This window comes from Campylobacter sp. 2018MI34 (genome assembly GCF_016598975.1).
Taxonomy (GTDB): domain Bacteria; phylum Campylobacterota; class Campylobacteria; order Campylobacterales; family Campylobacteraceae; genus Campylobacter_D.
Map to the genome: position 1 here is coordinate 1 of NZ_JAENKS010000030.1, position 14800 is coordinate 14800.

The 14800-nt window shown below is 27.6% G+C and carries 15 protein-coding genes; 7 read left to right on the top strand and 8 right to left on the bottom strand.

The annotated features are described in order from the left end of the window. Positions 1 to 163 precede the first annotated feature (163 nt). From JG676_RS07030 to gltX, 4 genes are read right to left on the bottom strand one after another with little or no spacing between them, the layout of a single operon-like run. Positions 164 to 832, bottom strand: a complete 669-nt coding sequence (locus tag JG676_RS07030; protein ID WP_200217772.1) for an MqnA/MqnD/SBP family protein — start codon at positions 830 to 832, stop codon at positions 164 to 166. A 1-nt stretch (position 833) separates the two neighbouring features. Next, positions 834 to 1466 carry a uracil phosphoribosyltransferase gene (gene upp, locus JG676_RS07035; RefSeq protein ID WP_200217773.1) on the bottom strand — a complete coding sequence of 211 codons (633 nt, stop codon included), beginning with the start codon at positions 1464 to 1466 and terminating at the stop codon, positions 834 to 836. Continuing rightward, a complete protein-coding gene (locus JG676_RS07040; protein WP_200217774.1) occupies positions 1463 to 2698 on the bottom strand; it encodes a malic enzyme-like NAD(P)-binding protein in 1236 nt (411 codons plus the stop codon). Before JG676_RS07040 ends, upp begins: the two co-directional genes overlap by 4 nt. Continuing rightward, a complete protein-coding gene (gene gltX / locus JG676_RS07045) occupies positions 2698 to 4086 on the bottom strand; it encodes a glutamate--tRNA ligase (RefSeq protein ID WP_200217775.1) in 1389 nt (462 codons plus the stop codon). Before gltX ends, JG676_RS07040 begins: the two co-directional genes overlap by 1 nt. Positions 4087 to 4150: 64 nt before the next feature. Between gltX and JG676_RS07050 the strand changes: the two genes are divergently transcribed. Next, entirely contained in the window at positions 4151 to 4966 is an 816-nt protein-coding gene (locus JG676_RS07050; RefSeq protein WP_200170350.1) for a peptidylprolyl isomerase, read from the top strand. A gap of 285 nt (positions 4967 to 5251) precedes the next feature. Here the strand turns inward: JG676_RS07050 and JG676_RS07055 are convergent, their stop codons facing one another. Together JG676_RS07055 and accB are read right to left on the bottom strand one after the other, a co-directional pair. Then, a complete protein-coding gene (locus JG676_RS07055; protein ID WP_200170351.1) occupies positions 5252 to 6583 on the bottom strand; it encodes an acetyl-CoA carboxylase biotin carboxylase subunit in 1332 nt (443 codons plus the stop codon). After that, complete coding sequence (gene accB, locus JG676_RS07060) at positions 6583 to 7038, bottom strand: acetyl-CoA carboxylase biotin carboxyl carrier protein (protein WP_200170352.1); 456 nt, start codon at positions 7036 to 7038, stop codon at positions 6583 to 6585. Before accB ends, JG676_RS07055 begins: the two co-directional genes overlap by 1 nt. A gap of 161 nt (positions 7039 to 7199) precedes the next feature. Here accB and dcd point away from each other — a divergent pair, with 161 nt between their 5' ends. Genes dcd through JG676_RS07085 form a run of 5 tightly spaced genes read left to right on the top strand, consistent with a single transcriptional unit; the run spans position 7200 to position 12363 of the window. Then, a complete protein-coding gene (gene dcd / locus JG676_RS07065) occupies positions 7200 to 7760 on the top strand; it encodes a dCTP deaminase (protein ID WP_131186711.1) in 561 nt (186 codons plus the stop codon). A gap of 9 nt (positions 7761 to 7769) precedes the next feature. Then, the gene (locus JG676_RS07070) at positions 7770 to 8831 is read left to right on the top strand and encodes a hypothetical protein (protein ID WP_200217776.1); all 1062 of its coding nucleotides are present in this window, start codon (positions 7770 to 7772) and stop codon (positions 8829 to 8831) included. Between the two features lie 58 nt (positions 8832 to 8889). Next, the gene (pseB, locus tag JG676_RS07075; protein ID WP_200170354.1) at positions 8890 to 9894 is read left to right on the top strand and encodes a UDP-N-acetylglucosamine 4,6-dehydratase (inverting); all 1005 of its coding nucleotides are present in this window, start codon (positions 8890 to 8892) and stop codon (positions 9892 to 9894) included. Continuing rightward, positions 9894 to 11030, top strand: coding sequence for a UDP-4-amino-4,6-dideoxy-N-acetyl-beta-L-altrosamine transaminase (gene pseC / locus JG676_RS07080; RefSeq protein ID WP_200217777.1), 1137 nt, complete (start codon positions 9894 to 9896; stop codon positions 11028 to 11030). The genes pseB and pseC overlap by 1 nt, the downstream gene beginning before the upstream one ends. A gap of 19 nt (positions 11031 to 11049) precedes the next feature. Then, positions 11050 to 12363 (top strand): DUF4910 domain-containing protein, encoded by a 1314-nt coding sequence (locus JG676_RS07085; RefSeq protein WP_200217779.1) that lies wholly within the window; start codon positions 11050 to 11052, stop codon positions 12361 to 12363. On the opposite strand, the gene JG676_RS07090 is transcribed toward JG676_RS07085, so the two are convergent. Beyond that, the gene (locus JG676_RS07090; protein WP_200217778.1) at positions 12338 to 13084 is read right to left on the bottom strand and encodes an AAC(3) family N-acetyltransferase; all 747 of its coding nucleotides are present in this window, start codon (positions 13082 to 13084) and stop codon (positions 12338 to 12340) included. The genes JG676_RS07085 and JG676_RS07090 overlap by 26 nt on opposite strands. 200 nt (positions 13085 to 13284) lie before the next feature. Here JG676_RS07090 and JG676_RS07095 point away from each other — a divergent pair, with 200 nt between their 5' ends. Then, positions 13285 to 14349 (top strand): acyl carrier protein, encoded by a 1065-nt coding sequence (locus JG676_RS07095; RefSeq protein ID WP_200170357.1) that lies wholly within the window; start codon positions 13285 to 13287, stop codon positions 14347 to 14349. Here the strand turns inward: JG676_RS07095 and JG676_RS07100 are convergent. Next, positions 14346 to 14573: an acyl carrier protein gene (locus JG676_RS07100; RefSeq protein WP_200170358.1), complete on the bottom strand. Its 228-nt coding sequence runs from the start codon at positions 14571 to 14573 to the stop codon at positions 14346 to 14348. The two genes, JG676_RS07095 and JG676_RS07100, sit on opposite strands and share 4 nt — an antisense overlap. Positions 14574 to 14800 lie beyond the last annotated feature (227 nt).

The following is a 14800-nucleotide window of genomic DNA, read 5'->3' on the forward strand; positions in this document are numbered from 1 at the left end:
TGTTGTATGAGTGTTTTAAGCATCATTTGATAATTTTTTTATAACTTTAGAAATTACAAAAATAAAATTAAATAATTTTTGAAATAAAAAATTAAGGGATTTAAAAAGTAGATAAAATTTAAATTTTTAAATATTAAATGTATTTATTTTTGAAAATTTAAATTTAAAAATTACTTTTTTTAGACTGAGTGATAAAACATTTTAAAGCAAGTTTTTCTTTTGTTTTTATTTCATAATAAATAATTTCATCTAAATAATATCTTATATCTTTGATATCTAAATTTGCTCTTTTGGCGTATTTTTCAAGTATATAATAAGGAATTTTGGTTTTCTTTTTAGAAAATTTCTTAAAAATTGTTTCATAAAATTCTTTTTTTCTCACACAAGAAAATCTTGCAAAAACAAAAGGAAGACCTGTTTTTTTATACCATAAACTACATAGATCAATATATTTTGAACTATCTTCTAAATAAAGTTTTAAAGCTTTGTCTCCTATGATGACTTTTCCATTTTGATTTAAAACTTTAGCCAAAGCATTTGAAGTAGCAGAACTTGGATCTTTTAAACTAGGTGTATTTTTTTGCACTAAAACGCTTAAAACTTTTTTATAAGCACAAATTCCAATGTCTAAATTTTGGTATTTTTTTCTTGCACTTTCTATGCTAGATATGATGGCTCCATCAATTCTTCTATAAAATAAATCACGATTTAATTTACTAGGAACTCCTTTTTTAAATTCCATAGAAGCTTTAAAACCATTAGGCAAAGGGTATTTTTTTAAATAAATATGTAAAGGCAATAAATTTATATAATCAATTTTTCCAAAAATCATTTTATTTGTCTAAGGTATTAAATACCCTATCTCCAGCATCTCCTAAACCAGGGACAATATAGGCATTTTTATCTAAACCTTCATCAATACTTGCTATAAAAACATCTACATCACTATGAAAATGATTAAAATTATTTAATCCTTCTAAAGTCCCAAGTATAGATATAAATTTTATTTTTTTAATGCCTTGTTCTTTTAAAAAATTACAAGCTTCAATAGCAGTTGAACCTGTCGCAAACATAGGATCTATAACGATAACTAAACGCTCTTTAGCATCTTTTGGAAGTTTTTGAAAATAAAATTGAGCTTTTAGGGTCTCTTCATCTCTTTGAAAACCTAAAAAACCGATACTTGCATTAGGAATTAATTTAAAAACGCTTTCAAGCATTCCTAAAGCTGCCCTTAATATAGGGCAAATCATAATTTTTTCATCAAGCTCTTTAGCAGTCATTTTAGCTATGGGGGTTCTAATTTCTTTATTTTTTAAATTCAAATCTTTAGTAGCCTCAAAAAGCAAAAAAGAGCTAATTTCATCAATAAGCATACGGAATTGAAAGGGTTTTGTTTCTTTATCTCTTAAAATTCCTAATTTATGCTCTATCAAAGGATGAGAAATTTGATGAATATTTTTCATTTTAAGCTTTCAAAATATTCTTTTTCGTTAAAATTTTTGATTCTAGCTATTTTATCTTTTACTGCAGCACTTGCAACAGCAGTACTTACAATAGCCTTAACTCTATCATCAAAAGGTTTTGGGATCACATAATCTTTTCCAAATTCTAGATTGTTTAGATTGTAAGCTTTTTTCACTTTTTCACTCACAGGAAGTTTGGCTAAATCAGCTAAAGCTTTGGCTGCTGCTATTTTCATATTTTCGGTTATTTTAGTAGCTCTTACATCTAAAGCTCCTCTAAAAATAAAAGGAAAACCTAAGACATTATTGATTTGATTTGGATAATCACTTCTTCCTGTTCCTATAATAGCATCTTTTCTAAGTCTTATAACATCTTCTGGCATTACTTCAGGAATAGGGTTTGCCAAAGCAAAAATGACAGGATCTTTAGCCATTGATAAAACCATTTCATCATCTAAAATTTTAGGCGCTGATAAACCTAAAAAAACATCAGCACCTTTTAAGGCTTCTTTTAAAGTTTTATCCTTTGTATCTGATACAAATTCAAGTTTATAAGAATTTAGATCTTTTCTTTCCTTATTTACCACGCCTTTACTATCAACTAAAATAATATTTTCAACCCCTAAATTTCTATACATTCTAGCACTTGCAACACCAGCTGCTCCAGCACCGCTAATGACTACCTTAATATCTTGAAATTTTTTTCCACTAAGCTCCATAGCATTCATAAGACCTGCTGTTGAAATAATAGCAGTTCCGTGCTGATCATCATGCATAACAGGAATACCTAAATTTTGCAAAGCAGCTTCGATTTCAAAACATTTAGGTGCTGCTATGTCTTCTAAATTTATCCCTCCAACGCTTGGGGCTAAAAATTTACAAAAAGCAACAATATCTTCTATACTATGTGCATTAATTTCAAGGTCAAAAGCATTTACATTAGCAAATTTTTTAAATAAACAAGCTTTACCTTCCATAACAGGCTTGCTTGCACTAGGCCCTATATTTCCAAGCCCTAATACCGCAGAACCATCACTTACAATGGCTACCAAATTTGATTTAGTAGTATAAGTGTAAGCTAGTTCTTCATTTTTTGCGATCTCTAAACATGGCTCTGCAACTCCTGGGCTATATGCTAAAGATAAATCATTGCTTGAATCCATATTTTTAGTTGGTTCAACGCTAATTTTTCCACCTAAATGATAATTTAAGGCATCTTCTTTTGAATACATTATTTCCTCTTTTCTAAGAATCCTTTAATTCTTTTTTTACATTCATTTACTCCTAAAAACTCTAATACTTCAAATATACTAGGGCTCACCGCATTTCCAGTTAAAGCTATGCGCAATGGCTGGGCTAAATCTTTTAATTTTAACTCATATTTTTGTAAAAATTCATTAGTAAATTCTTCAAAATCTTTAGCGGTATTTTGTTCTTTTAATTCTTCACAATATTTAGCCAAAAATTCCAAATTCTTTTCATTAACAAATTTTTCCACTGCAACTTCATCATAGTTTTGTGGTAATTCTATAATACTTTTTGCACTATTTATAATATCAAATAAATTTTTTGCTCTTTCTCTTAATAAATTGAGTAAAAATTTCCCTTTATTGATATTGTCAAAATCAAATCCTAAAGATTTAAGTTCAAAATTAAGTTCATCATAAGCTAGGGTTTTAATATAATGGGCATTAAGCCATTCTAACTTTTTAAAACTATATGAAGATGCACTTTTGCTTATATGATAAGGATCAAAAAGTTCTTTTAATTCTTCCATAGAAAAAATTTCATCATCTTTATGACCCCAGCCTAAACGGACTAAAAAATTAAGCAGGGCTTGAGAAAGTATTCCCATAGCTTTATATTCCATTACATCTGTTGCACCATGTCTTTTGGAAAGTTTTTTGCCATCTTCTCCGTGTATCATTGCAACATGAAAAAACTTAGGAATTTTAAAATTTAAAGCTTCATAAAGAATGATTTGTTTAGGAGTATTGGAAAGATGATCATCGCCTCTTATGACATTATTTACCCCCATTAAAGCATCATCTATCACAACGGTAAAATTATAAGTTGGGCTTCCATCACTTCTTGCTATAATAAAATCATCTAAAATATCTTCGACTTTAAATTTAACTTCACCTTTTATGCCATCGTTAAAAACTATTTCTCCACTAAGTGGTGCTTTAATGCGCACAACAGGTTCTATCCCTTTTGGTGGAGTACCTTTAAAATCTCTATATCTTCCATCGTATCTTGGACGCTCTTTAGCTTTTTCTTGTTTTAAACGCAATTCTTCAAGCTCTTCTTTACTCATATAACAATAATAAGCTTTGCCCTCATCTAAAAGCTTTTGAATATACTGCTTATAGATATCAAAACGCTCTGATTGATAAATAATTTCACCATCATAGTCTAATTTACACCATTTAAAAGCTTCGATAATAGCTTTAGTAGCTTCTTTAGAATTTCTTTTTAAATCTGTATCTTCAATACGCAATAAAAATTTTCCTTTATTTTTTCTTGCGTATAAATAATTGTATAATGCTGTTCTTAAACCTCCAATATGCAAATAGCCAGTAGGAGAAGGAGCAAAACGCGTTATAATACTTTCTTGCATTTTTTGCCTTTTCTTAAATTTTTATTGTTATAATGCGATATTTCAACTTAAAAAAGGTTTGATTATGAAAAAAATTTTAGCAACTTGTATTTTTTTATCAAATATTTTATATGCTAACACCATTAATGCGATCTCTATGATAGTAGATAAAGAGCCTATTACACTTTATGAAATACAACAAACTATGAAAAAATTAAATATACCTAGAAATCAAGCTCTAATCATTTTGGTCAATGAAAAAATTGAACAAGCTCAAATCAAAAAATTTGGTATTGCTATAAATGAAATTGATCTTGAAAATAGCATTGATAGAATGTTAGAGCAAAACCGCATAAGCCTTGAGCAATTTAAAAAAGAATTAAAAAATAAAAATCAAAGTTTTGAAATTTTTAAACAAGATTTTAAAAAAGATTTAGAAAAAAGAAAGCTTTATGAACAAATTTTAACAATGGCAAAAATAGATTATAGTGAAGCGGGGGCAAAAAATTTTTTTGAAATGCACAAAAGCGAATTTTCTATTTTTACTGAAATTGATGTAAATATTTATAATTCAAATGATCCAGCAATTTTAGAAGAAATTAAAAAATCTCATAAAATATCCTTTAAAAGAAAACAAGCGCATTTAAATATAAGCAATGCTGATCCGCGTTTATTGGCTCTTTTATCGCAAATTAATATTAATGATTTCTCCCCTGTTTTAAATTCAAAAAATGGCTATGAACTTTACGAGGTTAAAGACAAAAGAGGAGAGCAAACTCCTGAATTTGATGAAGTTAAAAATGAAGTTTTGAATGCTTATATCAATAAACAAAAACAAAATTTCATACAAGATTATTTTGAAAAATTACGTTCAAAAGCCAATATAGAATATATAAGATAAAATTTTAATTTTATCTTTATTTTTTATAAGCAAATAAAATACAATAAATCTTCTCTCATAAAAAGTAAAGAAATTTTCTTATAATTTAATTATTTATTTTGAGTTATAACAAGATATTTATACATATTGTATAAATTAATATTTTAGATCAGACTCATTCAATTTGCTAATTTAATTTTAGCTAAACTTACAATTTAAAATAATTTAGATATTTTTTAGTTATGGTAATTTTTTACAACATTGTTTCATAATTAAAAATTTATTTTTAATTATGAAATCTAAGTTTTAATGTCTTGCAAGATAGTTTGTATCATAGTTATTGTCAATAAAATCAGGATTATCCATCATAGCAATATGAAAATCTTTAGTTGTTTTAATTCCTTGAACTATAAGCTCATTTAAGGCTACTTTCATTTTAGTGATTGCCCTATGTCTATCTTCTGCCCATACAACAAGTTTTCCAATCATAGAATCATAATAAGGTGGAACAGAATAATCTTGATAACAATGACTTTCCATTCTTACATTTCTACCTGCTGGGGGGATATATTTAGTTATTTTTCCTGGACTTGGTAAAAAAGTTTTAGGATCTTCGGCAGTAATTCTGCATTCTATAGAATGTCCTTTTAATTTTATACTTTCTTGAGGAGGTAATGCATAACCTTCGGCTACTTTAATCATTTGTTCAATAATATCAATGCCACTGACCATTTCACTTACACAATGTTCCACTTGCAAACGTGTATTCATTTCTATAAAATAAAAATCTAAATTTTTATCTACTAAAAATTCAAAAGTCCCAGCTCCTTCATATCCTATAGCTTTAGCTGCTCTAATGGCTGTTTCATGTAATTTTTTACGCGTATTATTATCAAGAAGTATGGCAGGGGATTCTTCTATAAGTTTTTGATGACGCCTTTGCATAGAGCAATCTCTTTCGCCTATATGGATTACATTGCCAAAACTATCTCCTATAACTTGTACTTCAATATGGCGTGGATTTTGTATATATTTTTCCATATACATTGTGCCATCTCCAAATGCTGTCATAGCTTCGCTTTCAGCGGACCAATAAGCTTTTTCTAAATCTTTTTCACTTTCTACAACTCTCATACCGCGTCCGCCACCACCAGCTGCAGCTTTTAAAATAACAGGATAACCTATTTCACTTGCAAGTTTTTTAGCTGCTTCTATACCTTGTAAAGCTCCATCACTTCCTGGAATTACAGGAACATTAGCTCTTTTCATTACTTGTTTAGCTTTGCTTTTATCACTCATTAAAGTCATAGCTTCAACAGAAGGTCCTATAAATTTAATATTATGCTTAGCACAAATTTCAACAAAATTTTGATTTTCACTTAAAAAACCATATCCTGGAAAAATAGCATCAACCTCAGCAATTTCAGCCGCTGTGATAATAGCAGGGATATTAAGATAGCTTTCAGAACTTCTTGCTTTTCCTATACAAATACTTGCATCAGCGTATTTTAAATAAAGTGCATCTTTATCGGCTTCAGAATATACACAAATTGCTTTTTTTCCCATTTCTTTAATCGTTCTTAAAGCTCTTAAAGCTATTTCTCCACGATTGGCAATCAAAATACTTTTAATTTCCATTAAAGTTTCTCCACGGCAAATAAAGGCATTCCAAATTCAACTGGTTGTCCATCTGCAACAAGGATTTCGCTAATGCGACAATCAAATTCAGCCTCAATTTCATTCATAATTTTCATTGCCTCAATAATAGCTATCGTATCTCCTTTTTTAACATTTGTTCCAACTTTTACAAAAGGATTAGCACCAGGACTTGGGGCTTGATAATAAGTTCCTACCATAGGACTATTGATAGTTAAACTATCTGATTTTGCATTAATGCTTGGTTTTGCTTCATTAACAACATTAACATTAATCGGTTGTGGGGCAGGTGTTGTAGGACATACAGGAGCTGGAACATCACAACATATATCTCTTTGAAGTTCAATCTCAAAACCATCTTGTTCTTTAATTTTTATTTTAGTGATATTAGTCTCAGCAAATAAATTTACTAAATCTTTAATTTCCTCTTTTGTCATAATTTTTCTCCTATTCTTAATTTAAGAACTTAAATCTGATATTATATAAAAACTTACAAAAATTTAATATTAAAATATTTTAATTAAAATTCCAAATATAATAATTAAATCAAAATATATTAAAATATAATAATTAAATTTAATAAATACAAGGGTATAAAATGGGCTTAAAAGCTGATAATTGGATTAGAAAAATGGCAAAAGAAAATGAAATGATTTCTCCTTTTTGCGAAGCAAATATAGGCAAAGGTGTTGTAAGTTATGGACTTTCAAGTTATGGCTATGATATACGCGTAGGTCGTGAATTTAAAATCTTTACTAATGTTAATTCCACTGTTGTTGATCCAAAAAATTTTGTGGAAGAAAATGTAGTTGATTTTATAGGCGATGTATGTATAGTTCCTGCAAATTCTTTTGCACTAGCAAGAACAATTGAATATTTTAAAATGCCTGATAATGTCTTAGCTATATGTCTTGGAAAAAGCACTTATGCAAGATGTGGCATTATAGTAAATGTTACTCCATTTGAACCTGGGTTTGAAGGGCATATAACCATTGAAATTTCAAATACTACCCCACTTCCAGCTAAAATTTATGCTAATGAAGGCATAGCACAAGTGTTATTTTTTCAAGGTGATGAATATTGTGATACAACTTATAAGGATAAAAAAGGTAAATATCAAGCTCAAACTGGTATAACCTTGCCAAGAATTTTAAAATAAGGAATACTTATGAATATCAAAAGATACTTTTCCTTGCCAATTTCATTTTTTGGAGCTGTTATGGGGCTTAGTGCTATTTCTTTAGCTTGGCTTTTAATTTATAGGATTTCTTATCTTGCTCAATTTAATGATTATATTCTTAAAACAAGTCAAATTGTTTATACTTTTTTTGCATTTTTAGCTTTATTGGTTTTTATTTTCTTATTTTTTATTTTTATTTTTAAGTGCATAATAAATTTTGAAAATATAAAAAGTGAATTTCATAATCCAATCACTAAAGTTTTCTTTGGAACTTTTTGTATCTCTTGCCTACTTTTGCCTATGATATTATCAATACTTTTACAAACCTTTCAATATGAAAGCAATATCATTAGAACTTTTGGTTTAATCTTATGGATATTTGGAGTAATATTAATGTTTGGTTTTAGTTTATGCATTATAAATACTTGGCTTTATCATAAACATGAATTTACTCATATTACTCCAGCTTGGATTATCCCTGTGGTTGGTTTATTAGATATTCCTTTAGCTTTACCCTATATTTTTAATACGAATTTGTATATTTTTAAGTATTTTACAATGCTTTGTATTGGAGTAGGCTTTCTCTTTGCTTTAATTTTGATACCTTTAATTTTAGCAAGGATCATCTTTTTTCAAAAACTTCCTGATAAACTTACCCCAACGCTTTTAATTTTAATAGCCCCTTTTAGTGTAGGATTTAGTGCTTATACAACTATTTTTAATATTGATGATTTTGCTATAATATTATTTTTAATAGGAGGATTTTTATTTCTATCTCTTTTACCTCAAATTTTTAAAGCTTATCAATGTTGTCCCTTTAAAATTACTTGGTGGGCTATAAGCTTTCCATTGGCAACTCTAAACATTAGTTATTTAAAAATTATTGCTAATTCTTTGCAAAATATCAATTCAATCAATTTTAATAGTCTTTATGGAATTTTTGTTATTTTGGCTTTTGGATTTTTAATTTTTACAACTTTAATCTTTTTATGGCTAATTTTAAGAACAACTAAAGGAATCTTTTCAAAAGAAATTGAAAATTTAAGCTAAAATATAACAATGGAACAACTTTTGCTAAAATATTTATATAAAAATTAAAGGAAATTTTATGTTTAATGGTAAAAATATCCTTATTACAGGCGGAACTGGTAGTTTTGGTAAAACTTATACCAAAATTCTACTTCAAAATTATAAACCTAATAAAATTATTATTTATTCAAGAGATGAATTAAAACAATTTGAAATGGCAAATATCTTTAATGAGTCTTGTATGAGATATTTTATAGGAGATGTTCGCGATAAAGAAAGACTTAGCACTGCTATGAGAGATGTAGATTTTGTAATCCACGCAGCAGCAATGAAGCATGTTCCTGTGGCTGAATATAATCCTATGGAATGCATTAAAACCAATATACACGGGGCGCAAAATGTTATTGATGCATGTTTTGAAAATAAGGTTGAAAAATGTATAGCTCTTTCAACTGATAAGGCTTGCAATCCTGTAAATTTATATGGAGCAACTAAACTAGCTAGTGATAAACTTTTTGTAGCAGCTAATAATATAGCTGGAAATAACCATACAAGATTTAGCGTTGCAAGATATGGAAATGTGGTTGGTTCAAGAGGATCTGTTGTGCCATTTTTTAAAAAGCTGATTAGCGAAGGAGCAAAAGAACTCCCTATAACAGATACTAGAATGACAAGATTTTGGATTTCTTTAGAAGATGGAGTTAAATTTGTACTTGGTAATTTTGAAAAAATGCACGGGGGTGAAATTTTTATTCCTAAAATTCCATCAATGAAAATTACTGATCTTGCACACGCTTTAGCTCCAAATTTAAAACATAAAATTATAGGCATAAGGGCCGGAGAGAAACTCCACGAAATAATGATTTCAAGTGATGATAGTCATTTAACTTATGAATTTGATGATTATTATGCCATTAGTCCTAGCATTAAATTTACTAATACTCATAATGATTTTAGTATAAATGCCTTAAATCAAAAAGGTAAAAAAGTAAAAGATGGTTTTTCTTATAGCTCTGATAATAATCCAAATTGGGTAAGCGAAAAAGAACTTTTAAATATAATAAATCATACTGAGGAGTTTTGATGCTAACCTATTCTCATCAAAATATCGATCAAAGTGATATAGAAGCTGTTTTAAAAGCTTTAAAAGATGAAATTTTAACAGGAGGCAAAAAAGTAGAAGAATTTGAAAAAAATCTTTGCGAATACGTAGGAGTAAAATATGCTTGTGTATTAAATTCAGCTACTTCAGCTCTTCATCTTGCCTATAAAATTTTAAATCTTAAAGATAAAATTGTCCTTAGCACTCCTTTAACTTTTGCAGCTACTTCAAATACAGCTTTAATGGTGGGAGCAAAAGTTGAATTTATAGATATTAAAAGTGATGGAAATATTGATGAGAATAGATTAGAAGAAAGATTAAAAAAGGATAGTAAAAATATAGGAGCTATTTGCGTAGTTGATTTTGGGGGCAATAGCGTTGAAATGGATGAAATTTTAAATCTTGCTAAAAAATATAATATCCCCTTAATCGATGATGCAAGTCACGCACTAGGAGCAAGTTATAAAGATAAAAAAGTAGGCTCAATGGCCGATTTAAATGTATTTTCTTTTCATCCGGTAAAACCTATAACCACTTTTGAAGGTGGAGCCTTGCTTAGTGATAATGAATATTTTATTAAACAAGCAAAACTTTTAAGATCTCACGGGATAGAGAAAAAAAGGCTTTGGGATAGTGATATGTATGAGCTTGGATACAATTATCGCTTAAGTGATGTTGCTTGTGCTTTAGGGATCAATCAACTTAAAAAACTTGATATCAATTTAGAAAAAAGAGAAAAAATCGCTCAATTTTATGATGAAGAATTTAAAAATAACCCTTATTTTTCTACTATAAAAATCAAAGATTATAAAAAAAGTTCAAGACATTTATATCCTATTTTACTTTTTCCAGAATTTCATTGCAAAAAAGAAGAAATTTTTAAAGCTCTAATTGATAGAAAAATAGGAGTTCAAGTGCATTATAAGCCCACTTATGAATTTAGTTTTTATAAAAATTTAATGGGAAATATAAGATTAGAAAATGCTGATCATTTTTATAGGGCTGAACTTAGCATTCCTTGTCATCAAGAAATGAGTTTAGAAGATGCAAAATTTGTAAAAGAAAACTTATTTGAAGTTTTAGAAAAAGCAAAAAAGGCTTATTGTGAATCAATTTGATTTTAGACATAAAAATTTTATGCAAAATGGTATCTTAATGTATAATCTGGCTAAAAAGCTTTTTCCAATTTGTAGAAGTATCACTGGAAAAGGTTTTAGAACAAGTTTAAAAATTCTAAACTATGAACTTATAAAAAATCTTAATATATCAAATAAGCTGCGGGGGGGGGGATTTGAAATTCACTCCATTAAAAGTGGAACAAAAGTATATGATTGGATTATTCCACCTGAATGGCATATCAAAGATGCTTTCATAATAGATCCAAACGGTAAAAAAATTTGCGATTTTAAAAAAAATAATCTACATGTTTTAAACTATAGCATAGCAGTTGATAAAAAACTAGATCTTGAAGAATTACAAAATCATTTATACTCCTTAGAAAATATCCCTGATGCTATTCCTTATGTTACGAGTTATTATAAAAAAAGATGGGGATTTTGCATTACTCATAATGAAAGAAAAAAGTTAAAAAAAGGAACATATAGAGTTTTTATTGATTCAAAGCATGATGAAAATGGGGTTTTAAATTATGCAGATTTTATTATCCCTAGCACAAAAAATTCAAAAGATGAAATTTTAATTTCAACCTATCTTTGTCATCCCTCTATGGCAAATAATGAATTAAGCGGACCTGTGGTGGCTGTATTCTTAGCTAAATGGCTTTTAAATCTTAAAGAAAGAAAATATAATTACCGCTTTGTTATCGTGCCTGAAACTATAGGAAGTATAACTTATATCAACAAAAATTTAAAAGCTTTACAAAAAAATGTAAAGGCTGGATTTGTCCTTTCGTGCGTAGGAGATGATCTTTCTTACTCGCTTATTCATACTCCTAGTGCAAATACTCTTTCAGATAAAGTTGCCTTGCACACCTTAAAAAATAAAATTAATTTTAAAAAATTTAGCTTTTTAGAGAGAGGTTCTGATGAGAGACAATACAATTCTCCTTTAGTAAATTTAGGGATTGTTGGAATTTGTCGCACAAGATATGGGGATTATAACTTTTATCATACTTCAAAAGATGATCTTAATTTTATAAGTCCTAAGGGTTTATTGGGAGGACTTGAAGCTATGCAAGAAATCATTTTAAATTTAGAAAATAATGCTATTTATAAAAATACTATTTTTTGCGAACCAAATCTTGGAAAAAGAGGTCTATATCATACCTTAAGTTCTATTAATGATATCCCTCTTGCTTGTAATTTTCTAGCTTTTCTTGATGGAAAAAAAGATATTTTAGATATAGCAGAAATCTTAAATTTACAAGGCTATGAGCTTAAAGACTTAGTGCAAAAACTTTTAGATTTTAAGCTTTTAGAATGTGTAGGCTAAGTCCTTGATTTTGCTCAATATCTTTAGATATTACTTTATAAGCTTTTTCAAGATCAATAATCTTAATAAAAATTTCATCAAAAAAAACTATCTCCATAACTTTTTCTTGTAAAAAAAGATCTTCTAAAGGATGAATATGGGTTAAAACATTATTAGCTCTTACAAACATATCATAGGTTTTAAGTTCTTTATGACCTTTTTCATCAATATAAAAAGATGTAAAACTTTTATTATATCTATAACTAACCTTTAAACATTGCTCTACATAATGCACAAAGGTAAAAGAATCTTGCAAAGGCAAATCAACTATAATCATTTTAGCTTTATTTTTATACATAAAATCAAAAGGTGAATTTTTATCAAAAGCTCCTTTATTATCAAGTTCGATTAAATCTTTTTGAAAGTTATTTGCAACCATAAAAGAATAAATAGGATGTTTTGTGCGTTTAAATTCTACTCTTTTTAAAGCTATATTTGCCAAAGCTCCAGTTTGTGACTTTGAATTTAAAATATCATAGCTTAAACCTTTGCAAAAATCCCAATTAAAACTTTGTATTGCTAATCCCCCTTTTCCTGTCTGTTTTAAAAAAATATCAAGAAAGGAGTTTAAATTTTCTCTTGCATTGCCTTTTAATTTATAAAGCAAACGCGTTAAATTTCCTGTAAATAATATATAATCTTTCTCTTTTATACCAAACTTCTTTAAAAAAACTTCTAACATAGATAAACCTTAGATAATTTATTTTATCAAAATATTTAATCAAAATATTTAAATAAAAAATATTATATAATATTAATGTATTCATAATTATAAATATAGATATTTTTTATCCTCCACTAATACTAGAATAAACCTTGTATTAATAAAATTACGTATTTTTTAGCTATAATTTAAAAAAATTACAAGTAAAAGGAAAAATTTTGAAAGCTTTTTTAAGTATAGGAACAACTAATACTGGAAATCATGAACGACAAGGCTTTTTAGCGAAAAATTTTGACAAACTCTTAAATCAAGGTTTTTTATATCCAAGAAGTTTAAGAATAGCTAATAGACATTGGGCTTTGGTAGATATGGTTTTAGAATTAATTAAAGATGAAAATTTAAATCTTACTCAACCAGAACAAGTATTAAAAGCTTTAAAAAATCCACGTCTTTTGCAAACTATAGAAGATTTTAAAAAAGAAAAAGAACTTCATAAAGATAAAACATTTATTTTTTCTGTTGAAGGGTGTGTTTGGGAATTTTCCTCAAAAAAACATATAGAAATTTTATATGCGATTTTAAAAGCTTTGGGATTTGATGAAATCAAGCTTATGGTTTATTTTAGAGATACTCTAGATTATTTAAATTCTCATTGTTCTCAAGATTTAAAAAATAACCTAGGTTATTATTCAGGTGATTTTAAACCCCAAGATCATCCTAGAAAATATATTTTCGATTATAAGTGGATTTGTGAAAATTATACCGAAGTTTTTGGAGAAAATAGCTTGATAGTAAGATTATTAAGAGAAGATTATGTAGGAGGAACTTTACTTAAAGATTTTACTCATCATTTAGGTATTAAATGGGATGAAAATTTTGATTTAGAGCAGACAAAAAATGAAAGTTTTAATCTTTTGGGTATGGAAATTCAAAAAAGATTAAATGAAAAAGATTTAAATGGACAAAATATTAATTCCCTTTTAAGTATTTCTAGAAAACATTTTGAAGGCACAAAAGAAGCAAGACTTAAATTTAAAGTGCAAAAAGAGTTAGCTAAAGCCTATGTTGATTATTTTGCTAGTTCTAATGAATGGGTGAGAGCTAAGTATTTTCCTCATAAAAAAAGTTTATTTACCCCTATAAATTGGAATGATTATAAAGAAAACGCTACTTTAAAGGATATTAAAGAAGAGGATTGGGATAAAATTGTAAATTTTTTTGCAGAGGTAATTATCTCAAAAAATATCATTATTCAAAACTTAAAAAATTGCAATAAAAATTAATTTTTCATTGCAATTTCAAGCATATCCTTGATTGTTTTAAAATTTTCAAAATTTTCAGGTTTAATAAAAGTTGCATCAAGTGGTCTTCCATAATACTTTTCAATTTCTGCCACTAAGGCCATAATATCTATACTATCTATAAGATCATCGCTGATTAGATTCTCTGTATTTTCATCAATATCTGTTCTTTCTATATTAAGAAAAAATTGCTTAATTGTTTGCATTTTTACTCCTTAAAATTATAATTTTTATTATACTTAAATTTATATAAATATTAAACTTTTCTTTAATTATTCACTTTTAAAAATACAATTTTACTAATTTAAAAGTGAAAAAATCAATTTTTAGAAAATTAAAAAATATTATTTATATACTTTAAAGGGTTATTATTTGAGATTTTTGCTAAAATTATTTAGAGATGTTGCATATTCTTTTTAAAATACTCCTTGCA

Bases quoted from the DNA above. Each gene is read 5' to 3' on its own strand.
- JG676_RS07030 (WP_200217772.1), bottom strand. From the start codon at position 832: ATGATTTTTGGAAAAATTGATTATATAAATTTATTGCCTTTACATATT.
- upp (WP_200217773.1), bottom strand. From the start codon at position 1,466: ATGAAAAATATTCATCAAATTTCTCATCCTTTGATAGAGCATAAATTA.
- JG676_RS07040 (WP_200217774.1), bottom strand. From the start codon at position 2,698: ATGTATTCAAAAGAAGATGCCTTAAATTATCATTTAGGTGGAAAAATT.
- gltX (WP_200217775.1), bottom strand. From the start codon at position 4,086: ATGCAAGAAAGTATTATAACGCGTTTTGCTCCTTCTCCTACTGGCTAT.
- JG676_RS07050 (WP_200170350.1), top strand. From the start codon at position 4,151: ATGAAAAAAATTTTAGCAACTTGTATTTTTTTATCAAATATTTTATAT.
- JG676_RS07055 (WP_200170351.1), bottom strand. From the start codon at position 6,583: ATGGAAATTAAAAGTATTTTGATTGCCAATCGTGGAGAAATAGCTTTA.
- accB (WP_200170352.1), bottom strand. From the start codon at position 7,038: ATGACAAAAGAGGAAATTAAAGATTTAGTAAATTTATTTGCTGAGACT.
- dcd (WP_131186711.1), top strand. From the start codon at position 7,200: ATGGGCTTAAAAGCTGATAATTGGATTAGAAAAATGGCAAAAGAAAAT.
- JG676_RS07070 (WP_200217776.1), top strand. From the start codon at position 7,770: ATGAATATCAAAAGATACTTTTCCTTGCCAATTTCATTTTTTGGAGCT.
- pseB (WP_200170354.1), top strand. From the start codon at position 8,890: ATGTTTAATGGTAAAAATATCCTTATTACAGGCGGAACTGGTAGTTTT.
- pseC (WP_200217777.1), top strand. From the start codon at position 9,894: ATGCTAACCTATTCTCATCAAAATATCGATCAAAGTGATATAGAAGCT.
- JG676_RS07085 (WP_200217779.1), top strand. From the start codon at position 11,050: ATGCAAAATGGTATCTTAATGTATAATCTGGCTAAAAAGCTTTTTCCA.
- JG676_RS07090 (WP_200217778.1), bottom strand. From the start codon at position 13,084: ATGTTAGAAGTTTTTTTAAAGAAGTTTGGTATAAAAGAGAAAGATTAT.
- JG676_RS07100 (WP_200170358.1), bottom strand. From the start codon at position 14,573: ATGCAAACAATTAAGCAATTTTTTCTTAATATAGAAAGAACAGATATT.